Consider the following 25,352-nt stretch of genomic DNA (forward strand, 5'->3'; position numbering starts at 1 on the left):
ACCTACGCTACATCCTTTCGTACGCAACAGCGAATAAACAAAAGGTGCGCTCATGACGCAGGCAACCATCCGTCCTCTTTCAGGGCCCACGCGGGCCAACTGGATCAGGTTGCGCACCATGATCATGCTGCGCTGGGTTGCAATCACCGGCCAGCTGATTGCGATTACAGTGGCGCAACTTATATACGGGCTCCAGCTTGAACTCGGGCTGTGCTATCTGGCAATCGGCGCCTCTGTTATCGCCAATCTGGTCACCACATTCATTTATCCAGAGAACAAGCGCCTCACCGAATTTGAGAATCTCTGGATGATCATGTTCGACCTGCTGCAGATCGCCTTCCTGCTGTTTCTCACGGGCGGATTGAACAATCCGTTCGCCCTTTTGCTGCTGGGACCGGTGACCATTTCCGCAACCGCGCTCAGCTTGCGGCCCACGCTTGTGTTGTGTTCGGCGGCGATCTTGCTGGTCAGCCTACTGGCCCTGTTCCATCTGCCACTGATTACGGAAAACGGTAAGGTGCTGGCGATACCGGGGCTGTTTATCTTTGGTCAGTGGACAGCACTTGTCATCGCGATCCTGTTTACCAGTGCCTATTCTCGCAGGGTGACGACCGAAGTACATTCAATGGGTGACGCATTGGCCGCGACGCAGATGGCCTTGGCGCGCGAACAGAAACTGACCGATCTGGGTGGCGTCGTGGCCGCCGCCGCGCACGAACTTGGGACACCCTTGGCAACAATCAAACTTGCCAGCGCCGAGCTGTTGCACGACCTCAAGGACCATCCGGATCTGGCCGAAGACGCCGCACTGATCCGCGATCAGGCCGACCGTTGCCGGGACATTTTGCGTGACATGGGCCGGGCAGGCAAAGACGACATTCATCTCCGTCAGGCCCCGCTTGAAGCTGTCGTGCTTGAATCCGCTGAACCCCATATGGAGCGCGGCAAAACCGTAGTCCTGACGCAAGTCCCCGGCCCGGATCAGCGCAAAGACCAACCGACAATACTCCGCAAACCCGAGATCATTCACGGCCTGCGCAATCTGGTTCAGAATGCCGTCGATTTTGCACATAGCACCGTTTGGGTCGAATCCGCATGGTCAGACAAAGATGTTTCCATCCGGATCATGGACGATGGACCAGGTTTTTCTATGCATATCCTTGGCCGCATCGGCGATCCATTCATGCGAGAACGATCCCGCTCACAAACTGCTATCTCACGCCCGGAATACGAAGGTATGGGCCTTGGCCTTTTCATCGCAAAAACCCTGCTTGAGAGGTCAGGCGCACGACTGCGGTTTGCGAATGGTTCAGACGGCAGGCCGGGGACTTCTGGGTCCGGTGCGATTGTCGAGGTGATCTGGCCCCGTGCCAAACTGGAAGAAGAAATCGCGACCAACCGCCAGCCGATCGGCCGCAATCAACAAATCACAGCCTGAAATTCAGCGGCAGGTCTGTCAGACCAGCAATTAATGTGTCGTTAACCAAATTTAATGAGACTGACCCGATGTCGCAAACGTCGGGGACAAATCCATGCTGACGATTCTTGAATTGCTACTGATCGTCAGCGTGGCCATCACGACGGCCGGTATTGCAGCAATCATGCTGGCTCAACGGAAACCAGCGTCAGCACCGCATTGGCAAATAGCTGATGAACCTCTCTCCCTGCTCTTTGATGAAGGTGTTCTTCATCATGCAACGCAAAAGGCTCTTAACACCTTTTGTTTTCTACCGGGGGCGCACGTCTGGGACGATCTGCGCGAGGCGCTGATGCCTCGTTTCCCTGATTTTCCTGATGTGGCGGGGACTGGGGCGTCAGGCAGTATGTTGCTACTTGCCCGTGATCCGAACGACAATTCTTGCCTGGAAATCAATTGGCGGGACGGGCTTTGCTGGGTGCAGATCACCGAGAAAGCTGGCCAGACCGGGACCGGCCCAATGTCATTCGTTGATCAGAATATGCACAAGCTGTGTTCCGATACGATAACCCAGCCGGTGTGGGAGGTCCAAGAGGATGGGGGCGTGGGCTGGCGCTATGCGGCCTTCGATGCGCTTTGCCTGCGTTTTGACCGGTCTGACATCGAAGCAGAATTTTCCCGACCAAATGGCAACGATCCGCAACGTGTCTCGCTTGAGCGGCCAGATGGAAATGAAGAGTGGTACGAAGTGTCCACCCGAACAATCCAAGGCAAGACACTTTGTCAAGCCAACGACATTACGCCGCTTGTGAAATCAGAAATAGCCCAGCGCTTCTTTGTCCAGACCATTGCCAAGACGTTTGCGCATTTGTCCATCGGACTTGCAATATTTGATCAGAACGGTCGGCTTGGCATCTTCAATCCGGCACTTGTTGATCTGACCGGCCTTCGGCCGACGTTCCTTGCCACCCAGCCTACCATGATGTCCTTCTTTGACCAGTTGCGGGAAAACAGAGGCATGCCTGAGCCAAAGAATTACAGCACTTGGCGGCAAGACATCGCCGAGGTGATCGCAGTGGCATCAGGAGGCAAATACCGTGAGACGTGGACACTGGAAGATAGCCGAACCTTTTCTGTCCAGGGGCGCCCACATCCGGACGGGTCAACCGCTTTCCTGATCGAAGACATTAGCCCCGAGGTTACACTTACCCGCAACTTTCGTATCGAAGTCGAACAATACGAAGCGCTGCTCGACTGCATTGATGATGCGATGGTGGTATTCTCATCGGCAGGTATCTTGACCTTTTCCAACGCGGCCTATCGGAAAATGTGGGGTCACAACCCCGAAGCTGCGTTTGCGGACATCACAATTCTGGATGCCATCAACCTTTGGAAAGAACGGCTGAGACCTGTTGTACCTTGGACAAACATCGCTGATTTTGTGACCACTGTGGGCCGGCGTGACAATGATGAGATCACCATGCGCCTTGCAACCGGGGGCCAGATCGCTTGCCAGCTTGTGCCAATCGCTTCGGACGCCACATTGATCCGGTTTTCAGCAGCGGAAGTAAGCACGCAGAACCATGATCCGGCATTGACTAAAGGCACTGTATGATCGCGCGGTAATCGCTTTCGGCTTGCACAGGCTTCTGGGCATTGTCACCATGCATCATGACCGAACAGACCCTCACGCTTTCCCTCAAAAACCCGGAAGAAACTGCCCGATACGCGATGCTTCTGGGTGCGCAACTTCAGCCTGGTGACGTTGTGCTTTTGGAAGGTGATGTTGGTGCCGGCAAAACCCATTTCGCGCGATCCCTGATCCAATCCCTGCTCCGGCATCCCGAAGACGTTCCGTCGCCCACATTCACGCTGGTACAGACCTACCCAACAGATCAGGGCGACATCTGGCACGCCGATCTGTACCGGCTGACCTCCACCCACGAGATCGAAGAGCTTGGGTTGGCCGATGCATTCGAGACGGACATCTGTCTGGTCGAATGGCCAGACCGATTGGGGTCGCTTTTGCCAGAGCATGCTTTGACGCTTTCGTTCTCGTCTGGTGACGAAGAACAGGCACGCCATCTGACAATCCGCTGGACCGACGTCAAATGGGACAACAAACTGAAAGACTGGCGCAAGTGAACGACAGGGAAACAGAGATACACAGATTCCTGCGCCGGATTGGCTGGTCGGATGTAGACCGCCGTTCTGTTGCTGGCGATGCATCCAACCGCAGATACGACCGGCTAACTGACACCCGGGGCAATACCGCCATTCTGATGGATGCATCACCAGATCAAGGCGAGGACGTGCGACCCTTCGTGCGCATTGCTGAGCACCTGCGAAACGCAGGCCTCAGTACTCCGGAAATTTATCATCAGGATGCGGCAAAGGGTCTTCTGCTGATCGAGGATTTTGGCGATGCCCTCTTTGCCGATCTGATGGCTGGCGAACCGTCGCGCCAAATCCCACTTTACCGGGACGCGGCCGACGTATTGCTGCACCTGCGCGATGTGCCAAAACTTGATCTGGTGATCTGCGACACCGCATGGCTGGTTGATATGCTGGCGCCTTTGTTCGAATGGTATGCACCAAAAACCGATAGCGCGTTTTCAGAGCAGTTCCGTTCTTTTGCCGATGACGTTGCTCAGCATGAAACCGTTCTGATGCTGCGCGATTATCATGCGGAAAACCTGCTAATGCTGCCAAACCGATCAGGTGTTCAGCGCGTCGGGCTACTTGATTTTCAGGATGCCATGCTGGCCCACCCTGCCTATGATCTGGTCTCCGTCCTGCAAGACGCCCGCCGTGATGTCAGCACCACGGTCGAGGCCGAAATCATCGACTACTATCTAGGCAAAACGCGGCAGAATGCCGACATGTTTCGCCGCCACTACGCCATCCTTGGATTGCAGCGTAATCTACGCATCCTTGGCATTTTTGCCCGCCTTTGTCTGCGTGATGGCAAAGCGCACTACGTCGATATGATCCCACGCGTCTGGAACTACGTGCAGCAAAATCTGGCCCACCCGGCCCTTGCCCCGCTTGCCGCAAGCGTCAGTGCAACCCTACCCGAACCAACCCCCGATTTTCTGGAGCAACTGAAACGCCAATGCCCGCGCCAACATACCCCGTCCTGATGTTTGCCGCGGGCTTCGGCACGCGGATGAAAGACCTGACCAAGGACAAACCCAAGCCGCTGATCACTGTCGCGTGCAAACCGCTGGTGGATCACGCGTTGGCACTGGCCCGTGACGTTGATTGTGCGCCGATCATTGCGAACCTGCATTACAAGGCAGAGCTTCTGGAAGCGCATCTTGCTCCTCAGGGGGTTCAGACGATCGTTGAAATGCCTCAAATCCTTGAAACAGGGGGCGGGTTGCGCAATGCCTTGTCGCTCTTGGGCAAATCGCCTGTGATCACGATGAATACGGACGCCATATGGGTTGGGCCAAACCCTGTCGCGCAATTGATCGCGGGCTGGCGGCCCGATGAAATGGACGCATTGTTGATCTGTATTCCAAAGGAAAGCGCGGTTGGTCATGAAGGCAATGGCGATTTCATGCTGTCAGAAAGTGGCAGGATAGAACGCGGGCCCGGCGCAGTGTATGGCGGTGTGCAGATCATCAAAACTGACCTCCTTCACGAGATCAAGAAAGAAAAGTTTTCGCTCAATCTGCTGTGGGACAAAATGCTTGCAACGGGCCGGATGTACGGGCTGCATTATCAGGGAAAATGGTGCGACGTGGGCCACCCCGCGGGGATAAAGATGGCAGAAAACATGCTAAAGATGCATGATGTTTGAACCATCGGACATTCCAAGGCTATTCGGCGTCGCACCCGGCGTTGATTTTCCCGCGGCCCTGATCGCTGGCCTTCGGACGCGCCTGGACGGTCAGCCACCGCAGGCAATGGCCCAGGTTGATCTGATTGTGAACACACGCCGCATGGCCCGCCGCCTGCGCGAAATTTTCGACGCCGGACCGCCGGGCTTCTTGCCGCGCGTCCGTTTGCTGACAGAAGTCGATACGCTTGTGCCGGGCATCACCCTGCCGCCTGCCACCCCATCCCTACAGCGACGGCTGGAACTGATCCAGCTGATTTCTTGTCTGCTCGATGCCGATCCAAAAATCGCTCCGCGCGCCTCGCTCTATGCCCTGTCTGATAGCCTTGCAGGGCTCATTGATGAGATGCAGGGGGAAGGTGTCAGCGCACAGCAGATTGCAGACCTCGACGTAAGTGATCAGTCAGGGCACTGGGAACGTGCCAAGCAGTTTCTTGAGATCGCTCACACCTATCTTGACCGCATGTCGAGCCAGCCCGACACCGAAGCGCGCCAGCGCCAAATGGTCCAGCGGATCGCGGCAAATTGGGAAAATGAGCCGCCAGAGCATCCAGTCATTGTTGCAGGGTCCACCGGTTCACGCGGCACGACATCCTTGTTGATGCAGGCGGTTGCCCGTTTGCCCCAAGGTGCCCTGGTCCTTCCCGGTTTTGATTTTGACATGCCACGACATCTGTGGGGCATGCTTGAATCCGAGCAACCGCCCGAAGATCATCCGCAGTATCGGTTCTTTCACATGATGAAAGCACTGGATGTGACGCGGCCTCAAGTCACGGATTGGGCAGAAATCTCTCCGCCCTCTCCCGCGCGAAATGCGCTTGTTTCGCTCTCGCTTCGCCCAGCGCCGGTCACGGATACATGGCTGAGCGAAGGGCCAAAGCTGGTCGATCTTGATCTTGCAACCGAAGCGCTCACGCTGGTTGAAGCACCGACCCCGCGTATTGAGGCGCTAAGCATCGCAATGCGCCTGCGCAAGGCGGTCGAGGAAGGAAAGACCGCCGCGCTGATTACCCCTGACCGGATGCTGACCCGGCAAGTCACATCGGCGCTGGACCGCTGGAACATTTTGCCCGACGACAGCGCCGGCACTCCGTTGCAACTCTCTCCTCCGGGTCGTTTTCTGCGCCATGTGGCGAACCTTTTCGTCCGCAAACTTGATGCCGAGGCTTTGCTGACCCTGCTGAAGCACCCGTTGACCCACAGTGGGGACGGACGGAACAATCATCAGCTAAATACGCAGCGGCTTGAGATGCAGATCCGTAAAGACGGGTTGCCCTATCCCAATGCCGAAGGTTTGACGCGCATCGGCGCAAAGGTCGCGGCTGGGATTGAGGACCCGGAAGGGTTCCTGTCCTGGATCGCTTGGGTGGCCGAGACCTTCGGCACGAGCCACACCAGCCCCGCACGTGACCTTTCCGATTGGGTCGAAACACACCTTGGTCTGGCAGAACAAATCGCAGCGGGAGAGCCACGAGACCCCCAACACGAGTTGTGGAAGCTGAAAGCCGGGCAAAAAGCCCATGAGGTGATGGAAAACCTCCGTACCCATGCAGCGCACGGCGGTGTCATGACAGCATCGGATTATGCCGATCTGGCCGGTTCATTACTGGGCACAGAAGAAGTACGCGACCGTAATGCGCCCCATCCACATGTGATGATCTGGGGAACGCTTGAGGCGCGCGTGCAGGGTGCGGAACTGGTCATTCTGGGTGGTCTGAACGATAGGACATGGCCCGAGGCACCGCCGCCCGACCCTTGGCTCAATCGGCAGATGCGGCTCAAGGCCGGATTGCTCTTGCCCGAGCGGCGCATCGGTTTGTCAGCCCATGATTACCAGCAGGCGATTGCCGCGCCCGAGGTCATGCTGACCCGCGCAATTCGTTCAGATGAGGCCGAGACGGTGCCATCGCGCTGGCTTAACCGGCTTGAGAACCTGCTGAACGGGCTGCCCGATCAGAAAGGTGCTGACGCCATGCGCCAGATGCGCAAGCGCGGGGCCTATTGGATCAGCCAGACCGAAGCTCTTGAAGCATTCACACGTACAGACCCTGCCCCGCGCCCGTCGCCCCGGCCACCTGTCCCGGCGCGTCCACACACGCTGTCTGTGACAGAAATCAACCGTCTGATCCGTGACCCCTATGCCATCTATGCCAAACACACTTTGCAACTGCGCCCGGTGAATCCGCTGGTGCAATCCCCCGACGCACCTGTGCGCGGCATCGTGCTGCACAGGGTCATGGAGCTGTTCATCAAATCGGTGAGGGGTGATCCGACCCTGCTGAGCAAGGCGCATCTGCTGAATGTCACGGATGAAGTTCTAGCAGAAGAAGCCCCATGGCCCGCCGCCCGCCTGATGTGGCGCGCACGGATTGAACGTGTGGCCGACTGGTTCATTACCCAAGAACAGACACGACAAGCCTACTCATCACCCGTGCTGTTTGAAAAGGCTGCCAAGGGGACGATTGAATTCAAGGATCTTGGCTTCACCCTCAATGGCTATGCTGACCGGATCGACCGAACCGAAGATGGCGATGCGCTGATTTATGACTACAAGACCGGCACGCCCCCCAGCAAGAAAGAGCAACAATTCTTTGACAAACAGCTGCTTCTCGAAGCGGCAATGATCGAGGAAGGCGGGTTCAAGGAACTTGGCCCGACGCCCGTCGCGCATGCCGCCTTCATCGGTCTGGGTTCCACCCCGGTTGAGGTTGCCGCACCGCTGGACGAAGAACCGCCAGCTGCTGTTCTGGCCGGACTTCGCAAGTTGATCGAAAGCTATCTGTCTCAGGACCAAGGCTTTACCTCGCGCCGGATCGTCAAGACCGAGGACGCCGCAGGCGATTACGATCAGCTTGCGCGTTTTGGTGAATGGGACGGCACGACCCCGGCCACACCGGAGGATCTGACGTGATGTTCGACGACGCCACGCGCGCGCAGATCGAAGCGGCACGGCCCGATGCCTCGACATGGCTGGGAGCAAACGCCGGATCGGGCAAGACCCGTGTGTTGACGGACCGGGTGGCACGGCTGCTGCTAAATGGGGTCGAACCACAGCACATTCTCTGCCTGACATATACCAAGGCTGCGGCGTCCGAGATGCAGAACCGGCTGTTCAAGCGTTTGGGCGAATGGGCCATGTTGCCCGACGATACCTTGCGCAACGCGATGGCAGAGCTGGGCATTGCCGGGACATTGGATCCTGAACAGTTGCGCAAGGCGCGTACCCTCTTTGCGCTGGCAATCGAAACGCCCGGCGGACTGAAAATCCAGACCATCCACTCTTTCTGCGCGTCCCTGTTGCGGCGGTTTCCGCTTGAAGCAGAGGTAAGCCCGCAGTTTACCGAGATCGAGGACCGCGCAGCCGATCTACTGCGTGCAGATATCGTCGATGAGATGGCGGAAGGACCGGATGCCGCGCTGATTGCCGGTATTGCACGTTTTTACACAGGCGAGGATTTCGGCAAGATGACCCGAAGCATCGTCGGAATGCGGGACACTTTCACCGGCGCATTTCAAAGGGCGGACGCACTGGCGTTGCTGGGACAGCCAACCACGTTGGACGAGCACCAGATCGAAAGTTCTGTCTTTCTTGGCAACGAGCATGGCGTGATCGCCGAGATCATCCCGCATCTTTTGGCCAAGGGCGGCAATGATGAGAAAGCCGGACGTGCACTGCAGCAAATCACAGATTTCGATCAAAGCGCCCTGCCCGTCCTTGAAAAGGTGTTTCTGTTCAGCAGTGGAGCAAAAGCGCCGTTCACCGCCAAGATCGGCAGTTTCCCTACAAAACCAACGCAAGCCGCTCTTGGTGCCGCGATGGAACAGCTTGAGGCCTTCATGCTGCGGGTCGAAGACGCGAGGGACGCGCGGCTGGCCCTGATGGCGGCAAACAAGGCCGTGGCACTGCATGATTTCGCCCGCGCCTTTCTGAAACGGTATGAGACTGCCAAGCAACTGCGCGGCTGGCTTGATTTCGACGACCTGATCCTCAAGGCGCGCGCGTTGCTGCGTGACAAGGCGGTTGCCGCATGGGTCCTGTACAGGATCGATGGCGGGATCGACCACATTCTGGTGGACGAGGCGCAGGATACGTCGCCCCGGCAGTGGGATGTGATCGAGGCACTGACAGATGAATTCTACAGCGGTTCAGGTGCGCGTACGGACGTTGCCCGGACGCTTTTCGTCGTGGGTGACAAGAAACAGTCCATCTATTCCTTCCAGGGGGCTGACCCGTTGGAGTTTGACCGCAAGAGCGCCGTTTTTGATGAAAAGATCAATGCCGCAGGGCAGTTCTTTCAGCACCGCTCACTTGATTATTCTTTCCGGTCCTCAAGTGCCATTTTACGTCTTGTAGACACTGCTTTTGATCCCAGAAGGCGGGCCGATTTCGGTAAGCAGACGCACCATATCGCTTTCAAGGAGGCACTGCCCGGCCGGGTTGACCTGTGGCCTTTGGTGGAGAAGGCCGAAGCAGAGCCGGACCGCCCCTGGACCGATCCGCTGGATCGTCGCAGCGCCCAGCACCATACCGTTGTCCTTGCCGAACAGATCGCAGCCCAGATCAAGGCGATGACCGACCCTGATAATCCGACCTACATTCCCGATGATGGGCCGCAAAAGGGCACGTTCATCAAACGGCCGGTCCGGGCGGGCGATTTCCTCATACTGGTGCAGCGGCGTTCGGCGTTGTTCTCCGAAGTGATCCGGGCCTGCAAGGCCGCCGGCTTGCCGATTGCCGGGGCCGACCGCCTTAAGGTCGGGGCGGAACTTGCGGTCAAGGATCTGGCCGCCTTGCTGTCGTTCCTTGCAACCTCGGATGACAGCCTTTCGCTGGCGACTGCGTTGAAATCCCCTTTGTTCGGGTGGAGCGAACAGGATCTTTTCACCCTCGCCCATGGCCGCAAGCAGCCCGTCCTTTGGGAAGCCTTGCGAAAGCGGAGCGACGATTATCCAGAAACGCTTGCCATTCTCAGGGACATGCGGTCTCAGGTTGATTTCCTGCGGCCCTACGATCTGATCGAACGCGTTCTAACCCGGCACCGGGGCCGCGAGAGGCTGCTGTCGCGTCTTGGCCCTGAAGCGGAAGACGGGATCAACGCGATGCTGACGCAGGCGCTGGCATATGAACGCAACGATGTGCCAAGCCTGACCGGGTTCATCGAATGGATGCAGACCGATGATCTTGAAATCAAACGCCAGATAGATTCCGCCTCGAACCAGATCAGGGTGATGACGGTCCATGGCTCCAAAGGTTTGGAAGCACCTATCGTGATCCTGCCGGACACCGGCCGACGCGATGTCACAATCAAGGATGAGATCATCAAGCTGGACGGCGTACCGGTCTGGAAGCCCGCAACAGATGATCTTCCGTCAAAGCTGCGCACAACCGTTGATGCAATGAAGGACGCGCAACAGGCAGAACGTTTGCGACTGCTCTATGTCGCCATGACGCGGGCAGAAAAATGGCTGATGATTGCCGCTGCTGGCGATCTTTCAAAGGACAATACCGCTTGGTACCAGATTGCCGAAGAGGCCATGGGCCACATCAATGCGGTAGAGGTTCCCGGCACCGGGATCAGGCGTTTTCAGGAAGGTGATTGGAACGCGCTTGAAACTGCCGAGACACCGACAGAAGCTGCCGTTCGTCCCATATTAGAGCCTATTTTCGCGCTCCATGCTCCTGAAGCTGTTGAAATCGAAGATGTCCAGTCTCCGTCAGATTTGGGCGGTGCCAAGGCGCTCCCCGGAGATCTGGGAGAAGAGAGCGAAGCGGCAAAGGCCTATGGGTCCGTAATGCACAAGCTGCTTGAAATTCTTCCGGGACTGACTGAACCCGCGTTTTCTGCCGCCGCACAGGCGATCGCCGCGAAGGCTGAGCCAGACCGGGCCGAGCAGGCCATTGCAGAAACGCGTTCCGTGATCGAAAACGATAACCTTTGCGATATTTTTGCACCCGATACACTGGTCGAGGTCCCCATCACGGCCAAGGTCGGCGAACGGAGGTTGCACGGCGTGGTGGACCGGTTACGGATCACGGATTCCGTCGTGCAACTGATCGACTACAAGACCAACCGGCACGTCCCGCCGGACCCTGCCGCCTGCCCGGAAGGGATCCTGCGGCAAATGGGCGCCTACGCGGCGATGCTGTCGCAAATATTTCCCGATCACGAAATCAGAACAGCGGTCCTCTGGACGGTGAACGCGACCCTCATGCCCCTGCCCCACGATCTTGTGACAAAGGCGTTTGCGCAGTCAGATCACCTTGACGTAGGGCAGTCACGTTCCTAGGTTCTGCACAACACAATGTAACGCTTCTCAGGAGAGCATCATGGCCACGGTCGCAGTCACAGACGCAACATTCGACGCCGAAGTTAAGAATTCCGATATCCCCGTTGTGGTGGATTTCTGGGCAGAGTGGTGCGGGCCCTGCAAACAGATCGGCCCAGCGCTTGAGGAGTTGTCAGCCGAGATGGACGGTAAGGTCAAAATCGTCAAAGTGAACGTGGATGAGAACCCGAATTCCCCAGCCCAGATGGGTGTGCGCGGCATTCCGGCCTTGTTTGTTTTCAAGGACGGTCAGGTCGTTTCAAACATGGCCGGCGCCAAGCCAAAGGCCGCGCTGCAAAGTTGGATCGAAGAGTCGATCTAAGCCTTTTGGCAACTGAAGATTTCAGAGGCGCTCCAAACGGGGCGCCTTCTTCATTTCATACCGTTAAGGCTTAGTTGCGCGGGCGTTACACCACCGGCCAGCCAAACCGTCTCAACCGGGATGCAATCTTGTCCTCCGCATCCTCGCGCCCCGCGTTGATCGACTGATCCTGCCAAAACCACCAGATGTACTTGTCATAGGCCGGTGCCAGCGTCGCCACCTTCGCAAAGCTCTTGTCCAGTGCGCCCATATCTACCCGTTCCGCGATATGGTGAAAGTCGATCTGACCAAACAAGAGAGCCGGTTTTCCAAAGAAATATCCCGAGAATCCCGCGCCCGAATTCTGGGTTACCACGTAATCGCAGGTGCGCAGATATTGCGCCATATTACCGGTATCGACCGTCAGCCGCGGATGCTTGCGTTCCAGCGCATCAAGATCGGCCAGTTCCTTGCGCGTGTAGCTTTCTTTTGGATGCAAGGTTGCCACGATATTTCGCTTTGGATCGTTTTCTAGGCAGTGTTCAATCATCTCAAGGGGGCTGCAGGCCTGAAACAGACGTTCGCGCCCCAGTTGCCCCTGCAAAGGCACATAGACAAACCCATCCCGCCGCGCCTTTTGCGACGCATCACCAAACAGACGGTTTTGCCAGTAGCTGTAGAAACGGGGCGCGTCCTTGGATGCGCATTCCGGATCAAATGTGGCCCGCGCCACATCCCACTGCCAGCGTTGCGCGACCGCCTCGATCTGCCAGAACGGATAGTGATAGACCCGGCGGAAGACCAATCCCCTGTCATTCGGCGGGTTCACCATGTGCGAGAGCGAATATCCGTCTGCTGGCACATCACTGGCAGGCAATCTGTGGAAGGTCGGGTCAAAGCCCGCCCGCTTCATCACCTTCACCACAAGGTTTATGAAATTATGTTCCCCGTTCGCAGCGGAAGTGCGCAAGGGCTCTTCCAGATAGAAACGAAAAGTTGCGTCATGGGTCATGGCAGAACGTTATCTGCTCCGATCCTGTCTCACAACCAGCGCTGCCCTTGTGCCTCTGATCCATGGGGGCCATATACCCACGAAGAACAACGGAGACATACATGGCACAAGACGATTTCCCCGGTTGGCACGGCACCACGATCATCGGCGTGAAAAAGGGCGGTGAAGTGGTGATTGCAGGCGACGGGCAAGTGAGCCTTGGCCAGACTGTCATCAAGGGCACTGCACGCAAGGTGCGCCGCCTGTCGCCCGGCGGGTTCGATGTGGTTGCAGGTTTTGCCGGATCGACGGCAGACGCCTTTACGCTGCTGGAACGGCTTGAGGCCAAGCTGGAGGCGACACCAGGGCAATTGCAACGCGCAAGCGTGGAACTGGCCAAGGACTGGCGCACGGACAAGTACCTGCAAAAGCTCGAAGCGATGCTGATTGTGACCGATGGCAGTGAACTTTTGGTGATCACCGGCGCGGGCGATGTTCTTGAACCCGAACATGACGTGGCCGCCATCGGCTCTGGCGGTAACTACGCGCTGGCTGCCGCGCGCGGCATGATCGACAGCGACCGTGATGCGGAAGGTGTCGCCCGCGACGCGATGGCAATTGCCGCAGACATTTGTGTGTACACCAACGGCAACCTTACCGTGGAGAAAATTTCGAAATGACCGATCTGACCCCCCGCGAAATCGTATCGGAACTGGACCGCTTTATCATTGGTCAGAAAGACGCAAAACGCGCAGTCGCCGTAGCGCTGCGCAACCGGTGGCGTCGCAAGCAGCTGGGTGATGATCTGCGCGAGGAAGTTTACCCAAAGAATATCCTGATGATCGGGCCCACCGGTGTCGGCAAGACAGAGATCAGCCGCCGCTTGGCAAAGCTGGCACGCGCGCCGTTCCTCAAGGTTGAAGCCACAAAATTTACCGAAGTCGGTTATGTCGGCCGGGATGTGGAGCAGATCATCCGCGATCTGGTCGATGCCTCCATCGCCATGACACGCGAACACATGCGCGAGGACGTCAAAGCCAAGGCCCACAAAGCTGCCGAAGAACGCGTGATTGACGCCATTGCAGGCACGGAGGCCCGCGAAGGAACGCGCGATATGTTCCGAAAAAAGCTCAAGGACGGTCTGCTGGACGACACGATGATCGATCTCGAGGTCACGGAAACATCCAGCCCTTTTCCGATGATGGAAATCCCCGGTCAGCCCGGCATGGGTGCAGGCATGATGAACCTTGGTGATCTGTTTGGCAAAGCATTGGGCGGGCGCACAACAACCAAGCGGCTGTCTGTCGCCGAAAGCTATGAGATCCTGATTGGTGAGGAAGCGGACAAGCTGCTGGATGACGAAACCGTCACCCGCAACGCTATCGAAGCGGTTGAACAGAACGGTATCGTTTTCCTTGATGAGATCGACAAGGTTTGCGCGCGCTCTGATGCACGCGGCGCCGATGTCAGCCGCGAAGGTGTGCAGCGCGACCTGCTGCCCCTGATCGAAGGCACAACTGTCAGCACCAAACACGGGCCAGTAAAAACCGATCACGTACTCTTTATCGCATCGGGTGCCTTCCACATTGCCAAACCATCTGACCTTCTGCCCGAATTGCAGGGCCGTCTGCCAATCCGCGTAGAACTGCGGGCGCTGACGGAAGAAGATTTCGTGCGCATTCTGACAGAGACGGACAACGCGCTGACCCTGCAATACACCGCTTTGATGGGAACCGAAGAGGTGACTGTCAGCTTTACTCAGGAAGGCATCGCAGCGCTGGCCAAGATTGCCGCGGATGTGAACCATACGGTCGAGAACATCGGTGCGCGGCGCCTTTATACGGTGATGGAACGGGTGTTCGAGGAGTTGTCCTTTACCGCCCCGGACCGTGCCGGCGAAAACATCGAAGTAAACGCAGATTTCGTTGAAAAGAACCTGGGTGAGCTGACCCGCTCTGCCGATCTGAGCCGCTACGTGCTTTGAACGAAAAACGCGCGCCAGTTCCCTGGCGCGCGCTCTGATTTTCAATGTTTCCGATCAGAATGTGTATTCGACAAAGTCCGTATTTGTCAGGCCAATAAGATCAGACAATTCAGTGATGTTGGCGAATTCGGCAGTCATTGAGCGGCTGGATGCCGTGGACCAGTCATTGTCGAACCACAGCTCGCCCTTGCCGGACGTTTGGTTGAAAACCAAGAGATAGGTGTTGGTCGCCCCAACAGAGGTTTGCGTGATCTGATCATTTGTCGCAGCCAATTGAAGCTCAACCAGCTTGTCTGAATCCGCGTTTGTCAGATTGGCAACAGCCTGCAAGTTCTGGACATAGTCATTGGTACTAAGGGCCGTCCCCGCCGTGGTCGCATTGGTGTTGCCAAAATCAACACGCTCAAGTCCAATCTTGTCCTGACCTGCAACAAAGTCCTGAATCGTATCGGTACTATTCCAGTCCGAGAAGCGGAACTGATCCGATCCGCCGTTGCCCGTCAGGACATCATTGCCGCCCAAACCATAGAGGATGTCATTGCCAGAACCGCCTTCAATCGCATCCGCCGTGCCAGATCCAGCAATTCGCAATGCACCCGTGGCGCTGGATCCGTCAAGGTTCACACCGGTTTCGAAACCCCTCTCATCAGAGCTTGCCGTGAGCGATACGCCCACCTCGGCCGTGATGGTCAGAGCCTGGGATCCGGAAATGCCAAAGTTGCTTGGGCCGTTCTGGTTGGCGAAGGCAAAGTAATTATTGCTGCCATTATCCACTGCACGAATGACGTTGGCATTGGCGTTCGTCCCACTAGAGATGATCTCGACCGAACTGATGTTCGAGTTGCCAAACCCGATTGCTGCCGTGTCATTACCTGTGTTGGTGTCGGAAAGGATCCGCACTTCACCGTTCGTTTCACTGTCTGCGCTCAGTTCAAAGGTGAGCGCCTGTCCTGCGGTATCTGCCGCAAAGCGGAGCGCCTCATCACCGCGGCCCACATCGGACTGGAAGACAAACCTGTCATCGCCCGTCACACCAGTGATGTTCAGCCGACTGTCATTTCCGGTCTGACCATCAAAGATGAACGTGTCGATCGTGGTATAATCATTCGCATCAAGACTGGAGGTGCTGTCGGCAGAGCCCAATGCCTCAAACCCATTCGCCGCGTTGACGGAAGTCGCAGAGAGGTTGGTGAACGAGTTGACGACCAGAGTGTCTTCGCCCGCGCCGCCATCCAAAGACAACGTATTGGGATTGTTGAAGAGACTGTTGTTCAAAACAACAGAATCGTCCTGCCCGCTGCCGGTAAATGAGAAATCCGACTGCGTATTACTGCCCGCCCGCAGGTTCAGGCCCCCTCCGGACAAGGCGCTGGCATCTACGGACTTCAGAAGCTCAAAATTATCGATAGTGTCTTCGAGGTTCAGCTGTTGTGTCCCCGTGATCACCAGCGACTCCAGTTCCAGACTGATCATGTTCAGAAAGGATTCTGTGGTCCCACCGGTCTCGATATTTGCGTTCTCAAATCCTGTGTCTGCATTGTTTAACTGCGCATCAGCGATCAAGAACGTAGAGGAAGAATCCTCGGTCCCTGAATCTGCGATAAACAGATCAAAACTGTCGTTGGTTGATGCACTTCGGTCACCCTTGAAGTTCACCCCCACTGCCCCGTCGACATTCTCCATCCGAATGCTGGTTCCGATGTCCAGATTACTAAAACCCGTCAACGTGCTTGGGCCGCTGTCCTTCGCGGTGACTTCGGTCTCGCCCACAATGGCGTTGAAATTAAGAATAAAGATCCCGTTGGACGTTTCATTGGTGACAACAGCCTTTTCCAACCCAGAGGCCGCCGGTGAAACAATCTGTCCCCCGCTCGTGGTTGAAATGACCCGCACATTCAGTGTGTCGGTACCATCACCCGCTGCGATATTGTCGCTGCTCTGCAACGTTCCGCCATTGTTGGCCTCAACTGTCGCCGAATATGTGTCGTCACCAGTGGTGCCTTGGGTGTCTGCAGCGCCACCGCCGCCGCCGGGCTGATCTGTTCCGGTTGTCAGGTTCACGGAAATACCTGTCTGCGTGCCGCCACCAAAACTGGCAATGAAGGCATCAGTCGCCGTTGTCGCCGAATCGAGAGACGCAGGATCAGCCGTGACATTCTTTTGAAGATCCGTTGCTGCAGTCACGTCTGCAGGCGTGAATACATAGGTCGACCCACCCGGAGTGGCATTCAGTTGAGTATAGAAATCCAGACCAGCGGCCACTTTGTTCGCGACGACATCCTGGTCCGGTGATGTTGTTGCACCAGCGATAATCAGGCTGATGGCCTGACCTACGGAAAACTCACCAGAGTTGATCTTTCCAGCCCAAAAATCCTTGCCAGCCTGATCCGGGGCTCTGTTGAACAGATTGTCATACACCGTGTCAATGAATGTACCCAGATCAACGAGAGTTGGGTTCGGCTGCTGCGCCGGGTCAAAAAACGGATAGTTCGCGCGTGTCTCGGGCTGGGTTGAAAAGTCGACCGCCATCTCTGCCAAGGAAAACCCTCGATCAAACGCACCGATCCAAAAATTCAGGCCAAGCGCGTCTGGCGCCCGGTTATACTAGCCAACATAGAGTTTGATAATTTCATTAATTTCTGCGGCAGTTGCCATTGTTTGGTCCCCCTATCAATCCATCGATGGTATCACGCATTTCTATCCGCGATACGTCTTAATTTGCGCGAGCCTAGCGATATCCAGATTTTGATGAAAAAGTACTGTTCACAGGATAGTTGTGTATGGTCGGTTCGCCTTCAGATGGCAGTATTCTGGACTGCTTTACCTATGCATCAAAGACTTCCAGGTCCTGGCTCTGGTCGTCATTTCAAACGCTGGTTTCTGTACCCCAAGACGGTATAAGCGCGAATGGACTATCTCCGCTTCCTCCGCGCCAACTGGCCGTTCTTGCTGGCAGGTTTTCTGCTGACTTTTACGTCGTCATATGGCCAGACCTATTTCATTTCCTTGTTCGCAGGAGAGATCAAAGCGGACTTTGACCTGACAGACGGGCAATGGGGCGGCATCTATACCGTCGGTACCACAGCTTCTGCCCTCGCGATGATCTGGGCCGGGGTATTGACCGACCGGTTTCGCGTGCGGGTCCTTGCGTTGGGCGTGATGCTGGCCTTGGCCGCTGCCTGCATGGCGATGTCCATAAACACATCATGGATCCTATTGATGGGCGTCATTTTCGCGTTGCGGCTGACTGGTCAGGGAATGATGTCGCAGCTTGGCGCTGTTGCCATGGTCCGTTGGTTCGAGGCAACGCGCGGCAAAGCACTGTCATTGTCGTCAATGGGATTTGCAGCCGGGCAGGCCATCTTGCCGGTGGTTTTCGTAGCGCTCTTCGCTGTCGTGCACTGGCGCATGCTTTGGGTGCTGGCAGCGGCTCTTGTCCTGATAACGATCCCCATATTGCTGATGCTCCTTCGCCAGGAACGCACGCCGCAATCAATGGCCGCCGAAGCACAGATTGCCGGAATGGATGGCCAGCACTGGACACGTGGTCAGATGCTGCGATCAGGATTATTCTTTCTGATGATCCCTATGATTGTAGGCCCGTCAGCGTGGGGAACGGCGTTGCTCTTTCAACAGGTCCACCTGACGCAGGTCAAAGGCTGGGAGCTGGTGGCCTACGTAGGCCTGATGCCGATTTATACGGTGTCATCCGTGCTCTCCACTTTCCTCTCCGGCTGGGCCATCGATCGCTTTGGCGTCAGCCGGATTGTCCCGTTTCAGATGCTGCCTTTCGCGGCGTCTTTCGCCGTCCTGACTTTTGCCGACACGATTTTTATGGCGGGCGTGGGGCTTGTCATCTTTGGTGTGGGGCAGGGGTTGCAGGCCACGGGTTCTTCGACGTTTTGGGCTGAATACTATGGTACCCGCCACATTGGTTCGATCAAGTCTGTTGCTGCGGCATTAATGGTCTTTGGGTCAGCCATTGGGCCGGGCATCACGGGTGTGCTGATTGATTTTGGTATCAACTTCCCGGATCAGATGCTGCCCATTGCGGTGTACTATCTGTTCGCTGCCGGTCTCGCGACGATAGGGATCGTTCGCTATCGACCGACGCTGGGTCGTTAACGTTGCCTGCGCAGATAAACATAGTATGCGCCCTGGCCACCGTGACTGACATGCGACTGCGTTACCTGTAGAATGACCGAAGAAAGCGGCGGCATCGACAACCATTGGGGCACCTGATGGCGCAAGACACCGTGCCGCACAGGAATCGGCCCACCTTCGTCGCGCTGCTTGCCCTTGCCCGTAATCACCAGAACAAGGCGCTTGCCGCTTTGATGCGCAGACATGATGAACCGGTTCAGAGCAGGATGCGCACGGTCGAGCGTCATGCCGTGCAAATCAATCCGGCCCTCCGGTTTCAGCTTGCCCCGTTTCATCTTGCCGAACGCCTTTTGGTCCATTTGTACCGGGTCACGGTTCAGCCGATCCGGGAGAGAAGGCACAAGATCATGGCCGCTGTGTTTGGATTTGCCTGCTGGTTTTCCCATCAGCACGGTTTTTGATTTGCGTAACGCCGGTGGCGCAGGGGCAGGGACGTCAATTTCTGGCGTGAAAAGGGATTTTAGGTCCAGCTTCTCGGTGCGGTCCGTGACCTGCCGCCACAATGCCAGATCATCATCGTTCAGTGGGCCGTGTCTGCGGTTGCGCGTCATAGCGCGCTTTCCGGCAGCAAGGCATAGGCACGCTGAATTGGCATCAGTACGATCATGCGACCCGGATCGCGCAACTTGCCAGCATCCTGGCCGGCCTTGTCCCCGGTACCAAAGAAAACATCGGCCCGCTGCGCGCCCTTGATTGCTGAACCTGTATCCTGCGCAATCATCAACCTGCGGAGCGGGTTCTTTCCATCTTTCTCGATCCAGACCGGCGCGCCAAGTTCCACGAAAGCCGGGTCCACTGCGATGCTTCGCATCGCAGTAACGGACCGGTTCATCGCACCAAGAGGCCCTTGATCCGATGGCACCTGACTGACTTCCCGAAAGAACACATATGATGGGTTGTGGAACAACAATTCACGTCCCAGCGCCGGGTTGCGGCGCACCCAGTTCTTGATGACTTCGGCACTTACCTGATGCGCTTGATAAACACCCCGCCGGACCAGTTCGACACCGATAGACCGATAGGGGTGACCGTTAGAGCCTCGGTATCCCACACGAATGCGGCTTCCGTCCGGCAATTTGATCCGTCCTGACCCCTGAATCTGCAAAAAGAACAATTCGACGGGATCATCGACCCAAGCAATCTCAAGCCCACGGCCCGCCATGACGTCCCCTTCGAGGATGTCGCGGCGCGTCAACCAAGGGTTGGACTCCAATGCCTCATTCGGCATTTTATACACGGGATACCGGTAACGGGCAGACCGATAACGGTCACCGTCCAGCTCTGGCTCGAAGTAACCGGTGAAGAGAGCCTCTTGGCCGTCATCAATCAGCACGGGGCGAAAGAACAGCTCGAAAAACTGGCGTGGCTCCGGCTGCGCTTTGGCATAATTGCACAGAGCGGTCCAATCCGGATCCTTCATATCCAGACAAGTGTTCAGAAACACCTTAAGCGCATCGGCGTGGTCATCTTCGGCCCAGCCATCAAGCTGATCGAATCCAAGCACTTCATAAGATACATCGGTGGCGGAGGCAGGCGTCATAGAAACCACGCCTGCCCAAAGCGATGCCACAACCGCATGGCTTAACCGTCTGTAGAGACCAACAGCCAATTCGGATCGTCCGAGCCCATGATGCGGGCAAAGACCCATGTGTCTTTCTGGCGTTTGACCTCGGTCAGGCTGCCCTCAACGATATCGCCCGCCTCATCCCTAACAGCAGAAGTCAGCTCACCCACAAAGCGGATGGTCATCTCGGATTCGTTGGTATCGGGGTCGATGGACGCATTCACCAGTTCGGTTTCACGCACACCAATGAACTCCGCCTCGATCGTCAGGCCCTGATCTTCTCGGGCTGCGACACCGTCGACAAAGCTTTCGTAGATATCTTCGGAAAGAAACGGCTGGATCTTGTCCAGTTCACCACGTTCATACCCCATGACGATCATCTCATAGGCCTGACGCGCACCACCCAGGAAATCGCTGACACCAAAAGATGGCTCAATCCGCTTCATTTCAGCCAGCGCTTTGCCAGCCGGGCTGTCAGCGGGGACGTGGTCCGTTATATCAAGGTCGGGGCCTCCTTCTATAACCTCAAAGGCAGGTCCACTGCTGCGGCGGGCGGTAGTCTGATCAGTCACGGGCGGCTTTTCGAACCCCTCCCGCGTGCCAAGCACATTTTTCAGGCGCAGGATCAGAAATACGGCAATACCGGCCAACACCAGAAGCTGTATCATGGGTGAATTCATCGCTACCTCACGGGGTCAAAACATGGAAACACGTCGCTAGAGACCTTATGTAGGTCTTCGACCGGGGTGAGTCCACCGCACCCCAAGTAAAAGGACGCCTGCCATATGTGGCTTTTGATCGCATTTATCGCTGTTCCCATGATTGAGATCGCCTTGTTCATTAAAATCGGCGGTGCAATCGGGCTTGGATGGACCCTTGCTATTGTTCTGATCACTGCCGTTCTTGGTACCTGGCTGGTCCGCACACAGGGCGCGATGGCCTTGGGGCAGTTGCGCAGTTCATTCTCGGACATGCGCGATCCGACTGAGCCCCTGGTGCACGGGGCGATGATCCTTTTTGCCGGTGCGCTTTTGCTGACGCCCGGATTTTTCACCGATGCCATTGGATTTTCACTGCTCGTCCCCGGCCTGCGGCAAGCTGCATACCGCGCCATTCGTGCGCGGGTGGATGTGCAGACATTTGAAACCCGTAGTCAGACCTACAGACAAGATCCGCATCCTTCCGATCCGCAAGGAGACGTAATTGACGCGGAATACCATGAGATCAGCGATACAGCGCAAAATGACAAAGGCTCCTCTGGCTGGACAAAGCATTGAGGGCGCTTTGCCCTTCTGTTAAGCCCGCGTGAATCTATTTTCATGACGGAGACACCGATGGCCGAAGAAGCAGCACAACCACCACAGGCGCAAATGCGCGTATTGGGACAATTCATTCGCGATATGTCCTTTGAAAACATCATGGCGCAAAAAGGTGGCGGCGCCGACGTACAGCCGGACGTCGAAGTTCAGGTAAACCTTGATGCGAAAAAGCGCTCAGCGGATCACCAGTATGAAAGTTCCATCAAGCTGAACGTGACATCCAAGGACAAGGGTGGCGACACCACGCTTTTCGTTCTTGAAGTTGATTATGTCGGCATTTTCCACATCGAGAATATCCCCGACGACCAGATCCATCCGTTCCTGCTGATTGAATGCCCGCGCATGATTTTCCCATTCCTACGCCGGATCGTCAGTGACATCACACGCGACGGGGGTTTCCCACCACTGAACCTTGAGAACATCGATTTCGTGTCACTTTACCGAAACGAGATCGCACGACGTCAGGCGGCAGAAGGTGCGCCCAAGGCGGACGCCTAAACCTTTGACCACAATGCGCCGTCGCCCAGCTTGCTGACAAACTCCGCATGGGCGGCGGCTTCTTTCTCCGAAATCCGCGATGGCAAGGGCGTTGCCCGTGGTCTTGGCGTCCACTGAACAGCCGCCTGTCCCGTTGCGCCAGAAGATTGCGTCGACAGCGCGAAGTCAGGCTGCCGTCCGCCAATCAGTTCCAGATAAACTTCGGCAAGAATTTCGCTGTCAAGCAAGGCCCCGTGCAAAGTGCGGGACGAGTTGTCGATTTTGAACCGGCGGCACAGGGCATCGAGGGAAGCTGGGGAACCGGGGAACCGTTTGCGCGCGATGGCGAGCGTGTCAATCGCCTGCTCCCATGGGATTTGCGGCAGGTTCATCCACTTTAGTTCGGCGTTCAGAAACTTGATATCGAACGCGGCGTTATGGATGACCAGCTTGGCGTCCCCGATGAAATCCAGAAAGGCGCGGCCGACTTCCGCGAATTTTGGCTTGTCGCGCAGGAAATCGTCGCCCAATCCGTGCACTTCGAAAGCATCCTGGGGCATTGCCCGTTCGGGATTGATGTATTGGTGATACGTCCGGCCCGTTGCCACGTGACCCATCAGTTCTACCGCGCCAATCTCAACAATCCGGTCGCCTGTTTCAGGGTCAAACCCCGTCGTTTCAGTGTCGAGGACAACCTCACGCATTTTTCAACTTCTCCCGAATGTCTTGAACCACAGACTGCACCTGCTCTTTCGCGTGTTCAATCGTATCGGTTTCGATCACATAGTCTGATCGCGCGCATTTCTCCGATGCGGGCAACTGCTTGGCCTTGATCGCTTCAAACTGTGCTTCGGTCATCGTGCCGCGCTCCATCACGCGATCCCTTTGGGTGGCGTCATCGACGGTGACACAGGCAACCGCGTCAACACGTGTGTTGCCGCCGGTCTCAAACAGCAAGGGTATATCGAGGACGACAATGTCGGAGGTTGCCTGCGCGATGAAGGCGGCGCGGTCCTGTCCGACCAACCGGTGCACGATGCTTTCAATCTTTTTCAGAGCGGCAGGATCACGCCCGATGATCTCTTTCAGCTTTGGTCGGGAAACAGCACCATCTGCGATGGATTCCGGGAATGCCTCGCGAAGCGGCGCAACTGCAGCGCCTCCCTTAGAATAAAGCCGGTGAACCGCCGCGTCCGCGTCCCAAAGCGCGCAACCCTCTTCAACGAACATCTGCGCCGTCGTCGATTTGCCCATGCCAATGGAACCGGTCAACCCAAGCAAGAACATCAACGCAACGCCGCTGCACGCGTGGTGCGGTCCACTTCGGGGCGTTTGCCAAACCAACGTTCGAACGCTGGTACGGCCTGATGCAGCAACATGCCCAACCCATCGACGGTCACACACCCGGCTTCCTCGGCCGCTTCCAGCAGCTTGGTCTTGAGCGGTGCGTAAACAAGATCAGTGACAACAGATTCCTTGCGCAATCCGTCCAGCGGCACCCGCATCTCTCCCTTGCCGATCATGCCAAGTGACGTGGTGTTCACGACCAAAGCAGCGTTTGCCAGCATGTTACCGGCCTGCACCCAGTCGAAAATGCGCACTCGGCTGCCGAAATCCGACTTCAGCTTTTCGGCACGCACGCGCGTTCGGTTGGACAGCATGATCTCTGGCACACCGGCATCCAGCAGGGACGCGATCACCGCACGCGCGGCACCTCCGGCACCCAAGACGGCGGCTGGCCCTGATTTTGGCGTCCAGTTCGGCGCGCCGGTCTTGAGGTTCTCAAGAAACCCATAGCCATCCGTGTTGTCCGCGTGAATCTTGCCGTCCTTGCGGAAGATCAGCGTGTTGGCAGCGCCGATCAGGATTGCACGGTCAGTGACCAGATCAGCGATGGAAAGGATTGCCTCTTTGTGCGGGATGGTGACGTTGACGCCGACGAAACCCATCTTGGGCAAGGTCCGCACGACTTCTTCCAGATCCTGTGCCACCACATCCATTGGAATATAGTAGCCCTCGATCCCATAAGTCTTGAGCCAGTGTCGGTGAAGCTGCGGTGATTTGGAGTGTGCAATGGGGGAGCCTATGACCCCTGCCAGCGGTATTTTGGGCAAATTCATGTGGAGAGATCCCCGCGCAACGTCAGATAATTCAGTAGTTCAAGAAGTGGCATACCCAGCACATGAAAGTAATCCCCTTCGATACCAGTGAAAAGGCGCACGCCTTCTTCTTCAAGTTTGTAGCACCCGACCGCATGGCGAATGCTATCCCAGTTCCGGGTCACATAATCCTGAATGTAATCATCGCTCAATTCGCGCATGCGCAGACGTACTTGACCGATCTGACGCCAGATTGGTTTGCCGTCTTCACAGATCACGGCCGCAGAAAGCAATGTATGACGGTCGTTGCTAAGGCTGCGCAGCTGATCACATGCATCTTCGGGACTCATGGGCTTCGACAACATCAGGCCCCTATGATCGAGCACCTGATCGCACCCTAAGACCAGTGCGCCTGGGTTTTTTTCACTTACCTTGCGCGCCTTCATCTCGGCCAGGGTATCCGCAATGTCCCGCGGCGGCGCATCTTCAGCCAAGAGTGCCTGCTTGATCATCTCCTCATCAACCTTGGGCGCTTGAACGTCAAAGGGGACACAGGCCTGTCGCAGCAACTGCGCTCTGATGGTTGACCCCGAAGCGAGGATAAGAGGTTGCGGCATGGGGATAACCTTGTGAGTTTGATTAAGAAGTTATTAGGAACTTCTAGTGCAAAATCTGACGGATTGGCACAAGGCCGATACTTTTGAGAGATGTTCATTTTCCTGCGGGTTTTCTCCTGCGTGGAAAAGCATAACTTGTGAACCGGGAGGAATCGGGTCCCGTATGTGAAATCCTATTTTTATACACAGTAGCAGGTGATCGGTTTTCAGTTAAATATCTGATAAAACGGGTAAATTTTGTACTT

Annotated in this window: 22 protein-coding genes; 13 read left to right on the top strand and 9 right to left on the bottom strand. The window is 56.5% G+C overall.

Going from position 1 to position 25,352, the window contains the following annotated elements; all coding sequences use genetic code 11:
- The first annotated feature begins 52 nt into the window (after positions 1–52).
- The 8 genes from regB to trxA all read left to right on the top strand — a co-directional run bounded on the left by regB (position 53) and on the right by trxA (position 11,913).
- On the top strand, positions 53–1,438 hold the full coding sequence (regB, locus tag GV827_RS03775; RefSeq protein ID WP_164352371.1) for a sensor histidine kinase RegB: 1,386 nt from the start codon (positions 53–55) through the stop codon (positions 1,436–1,438).
- Positions 1,439–1,532: 94 nt separating this feature from the next.
- Positions 1,533–3,032 (top strand): PAS-domain containing protein, encoded by a 1,500-nt coding sequence (locus GV827_RS03780; RefSeq protein WP_164352372.1) that lies wholly within the window; start codon positions 1,533–1,535, stop codon positions 3,030–3,032.
- 56 nt (positions 3,033–3,088) lie between these two features.
- A complete protein-coding gene (tsaE, locus tag GV827_RS03785) occupies positions 3,089–3,562 on the top strand; it encodes a tRNA (adenosine(37)-N6)-threonylcarbamoyltransferase complex ATPase subunit type 1 TsaE (protein ID WP_164352373.1) in 474 nt (157 codons plus the stop codon).
- Complete coding sequence (locus tag GV827_RS03790) at positions 3,529–4,560, top strand: aminoglycoside phosphotransferase family protein (RefSeq protein ID WP_204325703.1); 1,032 nt, start codon at positions 3,529–3,531, stop codon at positions 4,558–4,560. The genes tsaE and GV827_RS03790 overlap by 34 nt, the downstream gene beginning before the upstream one ends.
- Positions 4,533–5,225, top strand: a complete 693-nt coding sequence (locus GV827_RS03795; RefSeq protein WP_164352374.1) for a nucleotidyltransferase family protein — start codon at positions 4,533–4,535, stop codon at positions 5,223–5,225. Before GV827_RS03790 ends, GV827_RS03795 begins: the two co-directional genes overlap by 28 nt.
- Positions 5,218–8,175, top strand: coding sequence for a double-strand break repair protein AddB (addB, locus tag GV827_RS03800; RefSeq protein ID WP_164352375.1), 2,958 nt, complete (start codon positions 5,218–5,220; stop codon positions 8,173–8,175). The genes GV827_RS03795 and addB overlap by 8 nt, the downstream gene beginning before the upstream one ends.
- The gene (gene addA / locus GV827_RS03805) at positions 8,175–11,552 is read left to right on the top strand and encodes a double-strand break repair helicase AddA (RefSeq protein ID WP_164352376.1); all 3,378 of its coding nucleotides are present in this window, start codon (positions 8,175–8,177) and stop codon (positions 11,550–11,552) included. The genes addB and addA overlap by 1 nt, the downstream gene beginning before the upstream one ends.
- A 40-nt stretch (positions 11,553–11,592) precedes the next feature.
- On the top strand, positions 11,593–11,913 hold the full coding sequence (gene trxA, locus GV827_RS03810; RefSeq protein WP_164352377.1) for a thioredoxin: 321 nt from the start codon (positions 11,593–11,595) through the stop codon (positions 11,911–11,913).
- An 85-nt stretch (positions 11,914–11,998) separates the two neighbouring features.
- Here the strand turns inward: trxA and GV827_RS03815 are convergent, their stop codons facing one another.
- Positions 11,999–12,904, bottom strand: a complete 906-nt coding sequence (locus GV827_RS03815) for a capsular polysaccharide export protein, LipB/KpsS family (RefSeq protein WP_164352378.1) — start codon at positions 12,902–12,904, stop codon at positions 11,999–12,001.
- Positions 12,905–13,005: 101 nt separating this feature from the next.
- On the opposite strand from GV827_RS03815, the gene hslV reads away from it, so the two are divergent.
- Both hslV and hslU read left to right on the top strand, forming a co-directional pair.
- Positions 13,006–13,563, top strand: coding sequence for an ATP-dependent protease subunit HslV (hslV, locus tag GV827_RS03820; RefSeq protein WP_164352379.1), 558 nt, complete (start codon positions 13,006–13,008; stop codon positions 13,561–13,563).
- Positions 13,560–14,867: an ATP-dependent protease ATPase subunit HslU gene (gene hslU / locus GV827_RS03825; RefSeq protein ID WP_164352380.1), complete on the top strand. Its 1,308-nt coding sequence runs from the start codon at positions 13,560–13,562 to the stop codon at positions 14,865–14,867. The genes hslV and hslU overlap by 4 nt, the downstream gene beginning before the upstream one ends.
- Positions 14,868–14,921: 54 nt before the next feature.
- Here the strand turns inward: hslU and GV827_RS03830 are convergent, their stop codons facing one another.
- Positions 14,922–17,396: a DUF4214 domain-containing protein gene (locus tag GV827_RS03830; RefSeq protein WP_164352381.1), complete on the bottom strand. Its 2,475-nt coding sequence runs from the start codon at positions 17,394–17,396 to the stop codon at positions 14,922–14,924.
- Between the two features lie 378 nt (positions 17,397–17,774).
- Here GV827_RS03830 and GV827_RS03835 point away from each other — a divergent pair, with 378 nt between their 5' ends.
- Entirely contained in the window at positions 17,775–18,992 is a 1,218-nt protein-coding gene (locus tag GV827_RS03835; protein WP_164352382.1) for an MFS transporter, read from the top strand.
- Here the strand turns inward: GV827_RS03835 and GV827_RS03840 are convergent.
- From GV827_RS03840 to GV827_RS03850, 3 genes are read right to left on the bottom strand one after another with little or no spacing between them, the layout of a single operon-like run.
- The gene (locus GV827_RS03840) at positions 18,989–19,582 is read right to left on the bottom strand and encodes a Smr/MutS family protein (protein ID WP_164352383.1); all 594 of its coding nucleotides are present in this window, start codon (positions 19,580–19,582) and stop codon (positions 18,989–18,991) included. The two genes, GV827_RS03835 and GV827_RS03840, sit on opposite strands and share 4 nt — an antisense overlap.
- A complete protein-coding gene (mltA, locus tag GV827_RS03845) occupies positions 19,579–20,571 on the bottom strand; it encodes a murein transglycosylase A (RefSeq protein ID WP_164352384.1) in 993 nt (330 codons plus the stop codon). Before mltA ends, GV827_RS03840 begins: the two co-directional genes overlap by 4 nt.
- Before the next feature lie 41 nt (positions 20,572–20,612).
- Positions 20,613–21,275 carry a Tim44/TimA family putative adaptor protein gene (locus GV827_RS03850; RefSeq protein ID WP_164352385.1) on the bottom strand — a complete coding sequence of 221 codons (663 nt, stop codon included), beginning with the start codon at positions 21,273–21,275 and terminating at the stop codon, positions 20,613–20,615.
- A 105-nt stretch (positions 21,276–21,380) separates the two neighbouring features.
- Between GV827_RS03850 and GV827_RS03855 the strand changes: the two genes are divergently transcribed.
- Positions 21,381–21,872 carry an FxsA family protein gene (locus GV827_RS03855; protein ID WP_164352386.1) on the top strand — a complete coding sequence of 164 codons (492 nt, stop codon included), beginning with the start codon at positions 21,381–21,383 and terminating at the stop codon, positions 21,870–21,872.
- 42 nt (positions 21,873–21,914) lie between these two features.
- Positions 21,915–22,412, top strand: a complete 498-nt coding sequence (secB, locus tag GV827_RS03860) for a protein-export chaperone SecB (protein ID WP_235930231.1) — start codon at positions 21,915–21,917, stop codon at positions 22,410–22,412.
- On the opposite strand, the gene dnaQ is transcribed toward secB, so the two are convergent.
- Genes dnaQ through GV827_RS03880 form a run of 4 tightly spaced genes read right to left on the bottom strand, consistent with a single transcriptional unit; the run spans position 22,409 to position 25,107 of the window.
- Positions 22,409–23,095 (bottom strand): DNA polymerase III subunit epsilon, encoded by a 687-nt coding sequence (gene dnaQ / locus GV827_RS03865; RefSeq protein WP_164352387.1) that lies wholly within the window; start codon positions 23,093–23,095, stop codon positions 22,409–22,411. The genes secB and dnaQ overlap by 4 nt on opposite strands.
- The gene (coaE, locus tag GV827_RS03870; protein WP_164352388.1) at positions 23,088–23,678 is read right to left on the bottom strand and encodes a dephospho-CoA kinase; all 591 of its coding nucleotides are present in this window, start codon (positions 23,676–23,678) and stop codon (positions 23,088–23,090) included. Before coaE ends, dnaQ begins: the two co-directional genes overlap by 8 nt.
- Positions 23,678–24,511: a shikimate dehydrogenase gene (locus GV827_RS03875; RefSeq protein ID WP_164352389.1), complete on the bottom strand. Its 834-nt coding sequence runs from the start codon at positions 24,509–24,511 to the stop codon at positions 23,678–23,680. Before GV827_RS03875 ends, coaE begins: the two co-directional genes overlap by 1 nt.
- Positions 24,508–25,107 carry a Maf family protein gene (locus GV827_RS03880; RefSeq protein ID WP_164352390.1) on the bottom strand — a complete coding sequence of 200 codons (600 nt, stop codon included), beginning with the start codon at positions 25,105–25,107 and terminating at the stop codon, positions 24,508–24,510. Before GV827_RS03880 ends, GV827_RS03875 begins: the two co-directional genes overlap by 4 nt.
- Positions 25,108–25,352: the final 245 nt, after the last annotated feature.

The sequence above is a fragment of the Sulfitobacter sediminilitoris genome (assembly GCF_010667575.1).
In the GTDB taxonomy this organism is placed as follows: Bacteria; Pseudomonadota; Alphaproteobacteria; order Rhodobacterales; family Rhodobacteraceae; genus Sulfitobacter; species Sulfitobacter sediminilitoris.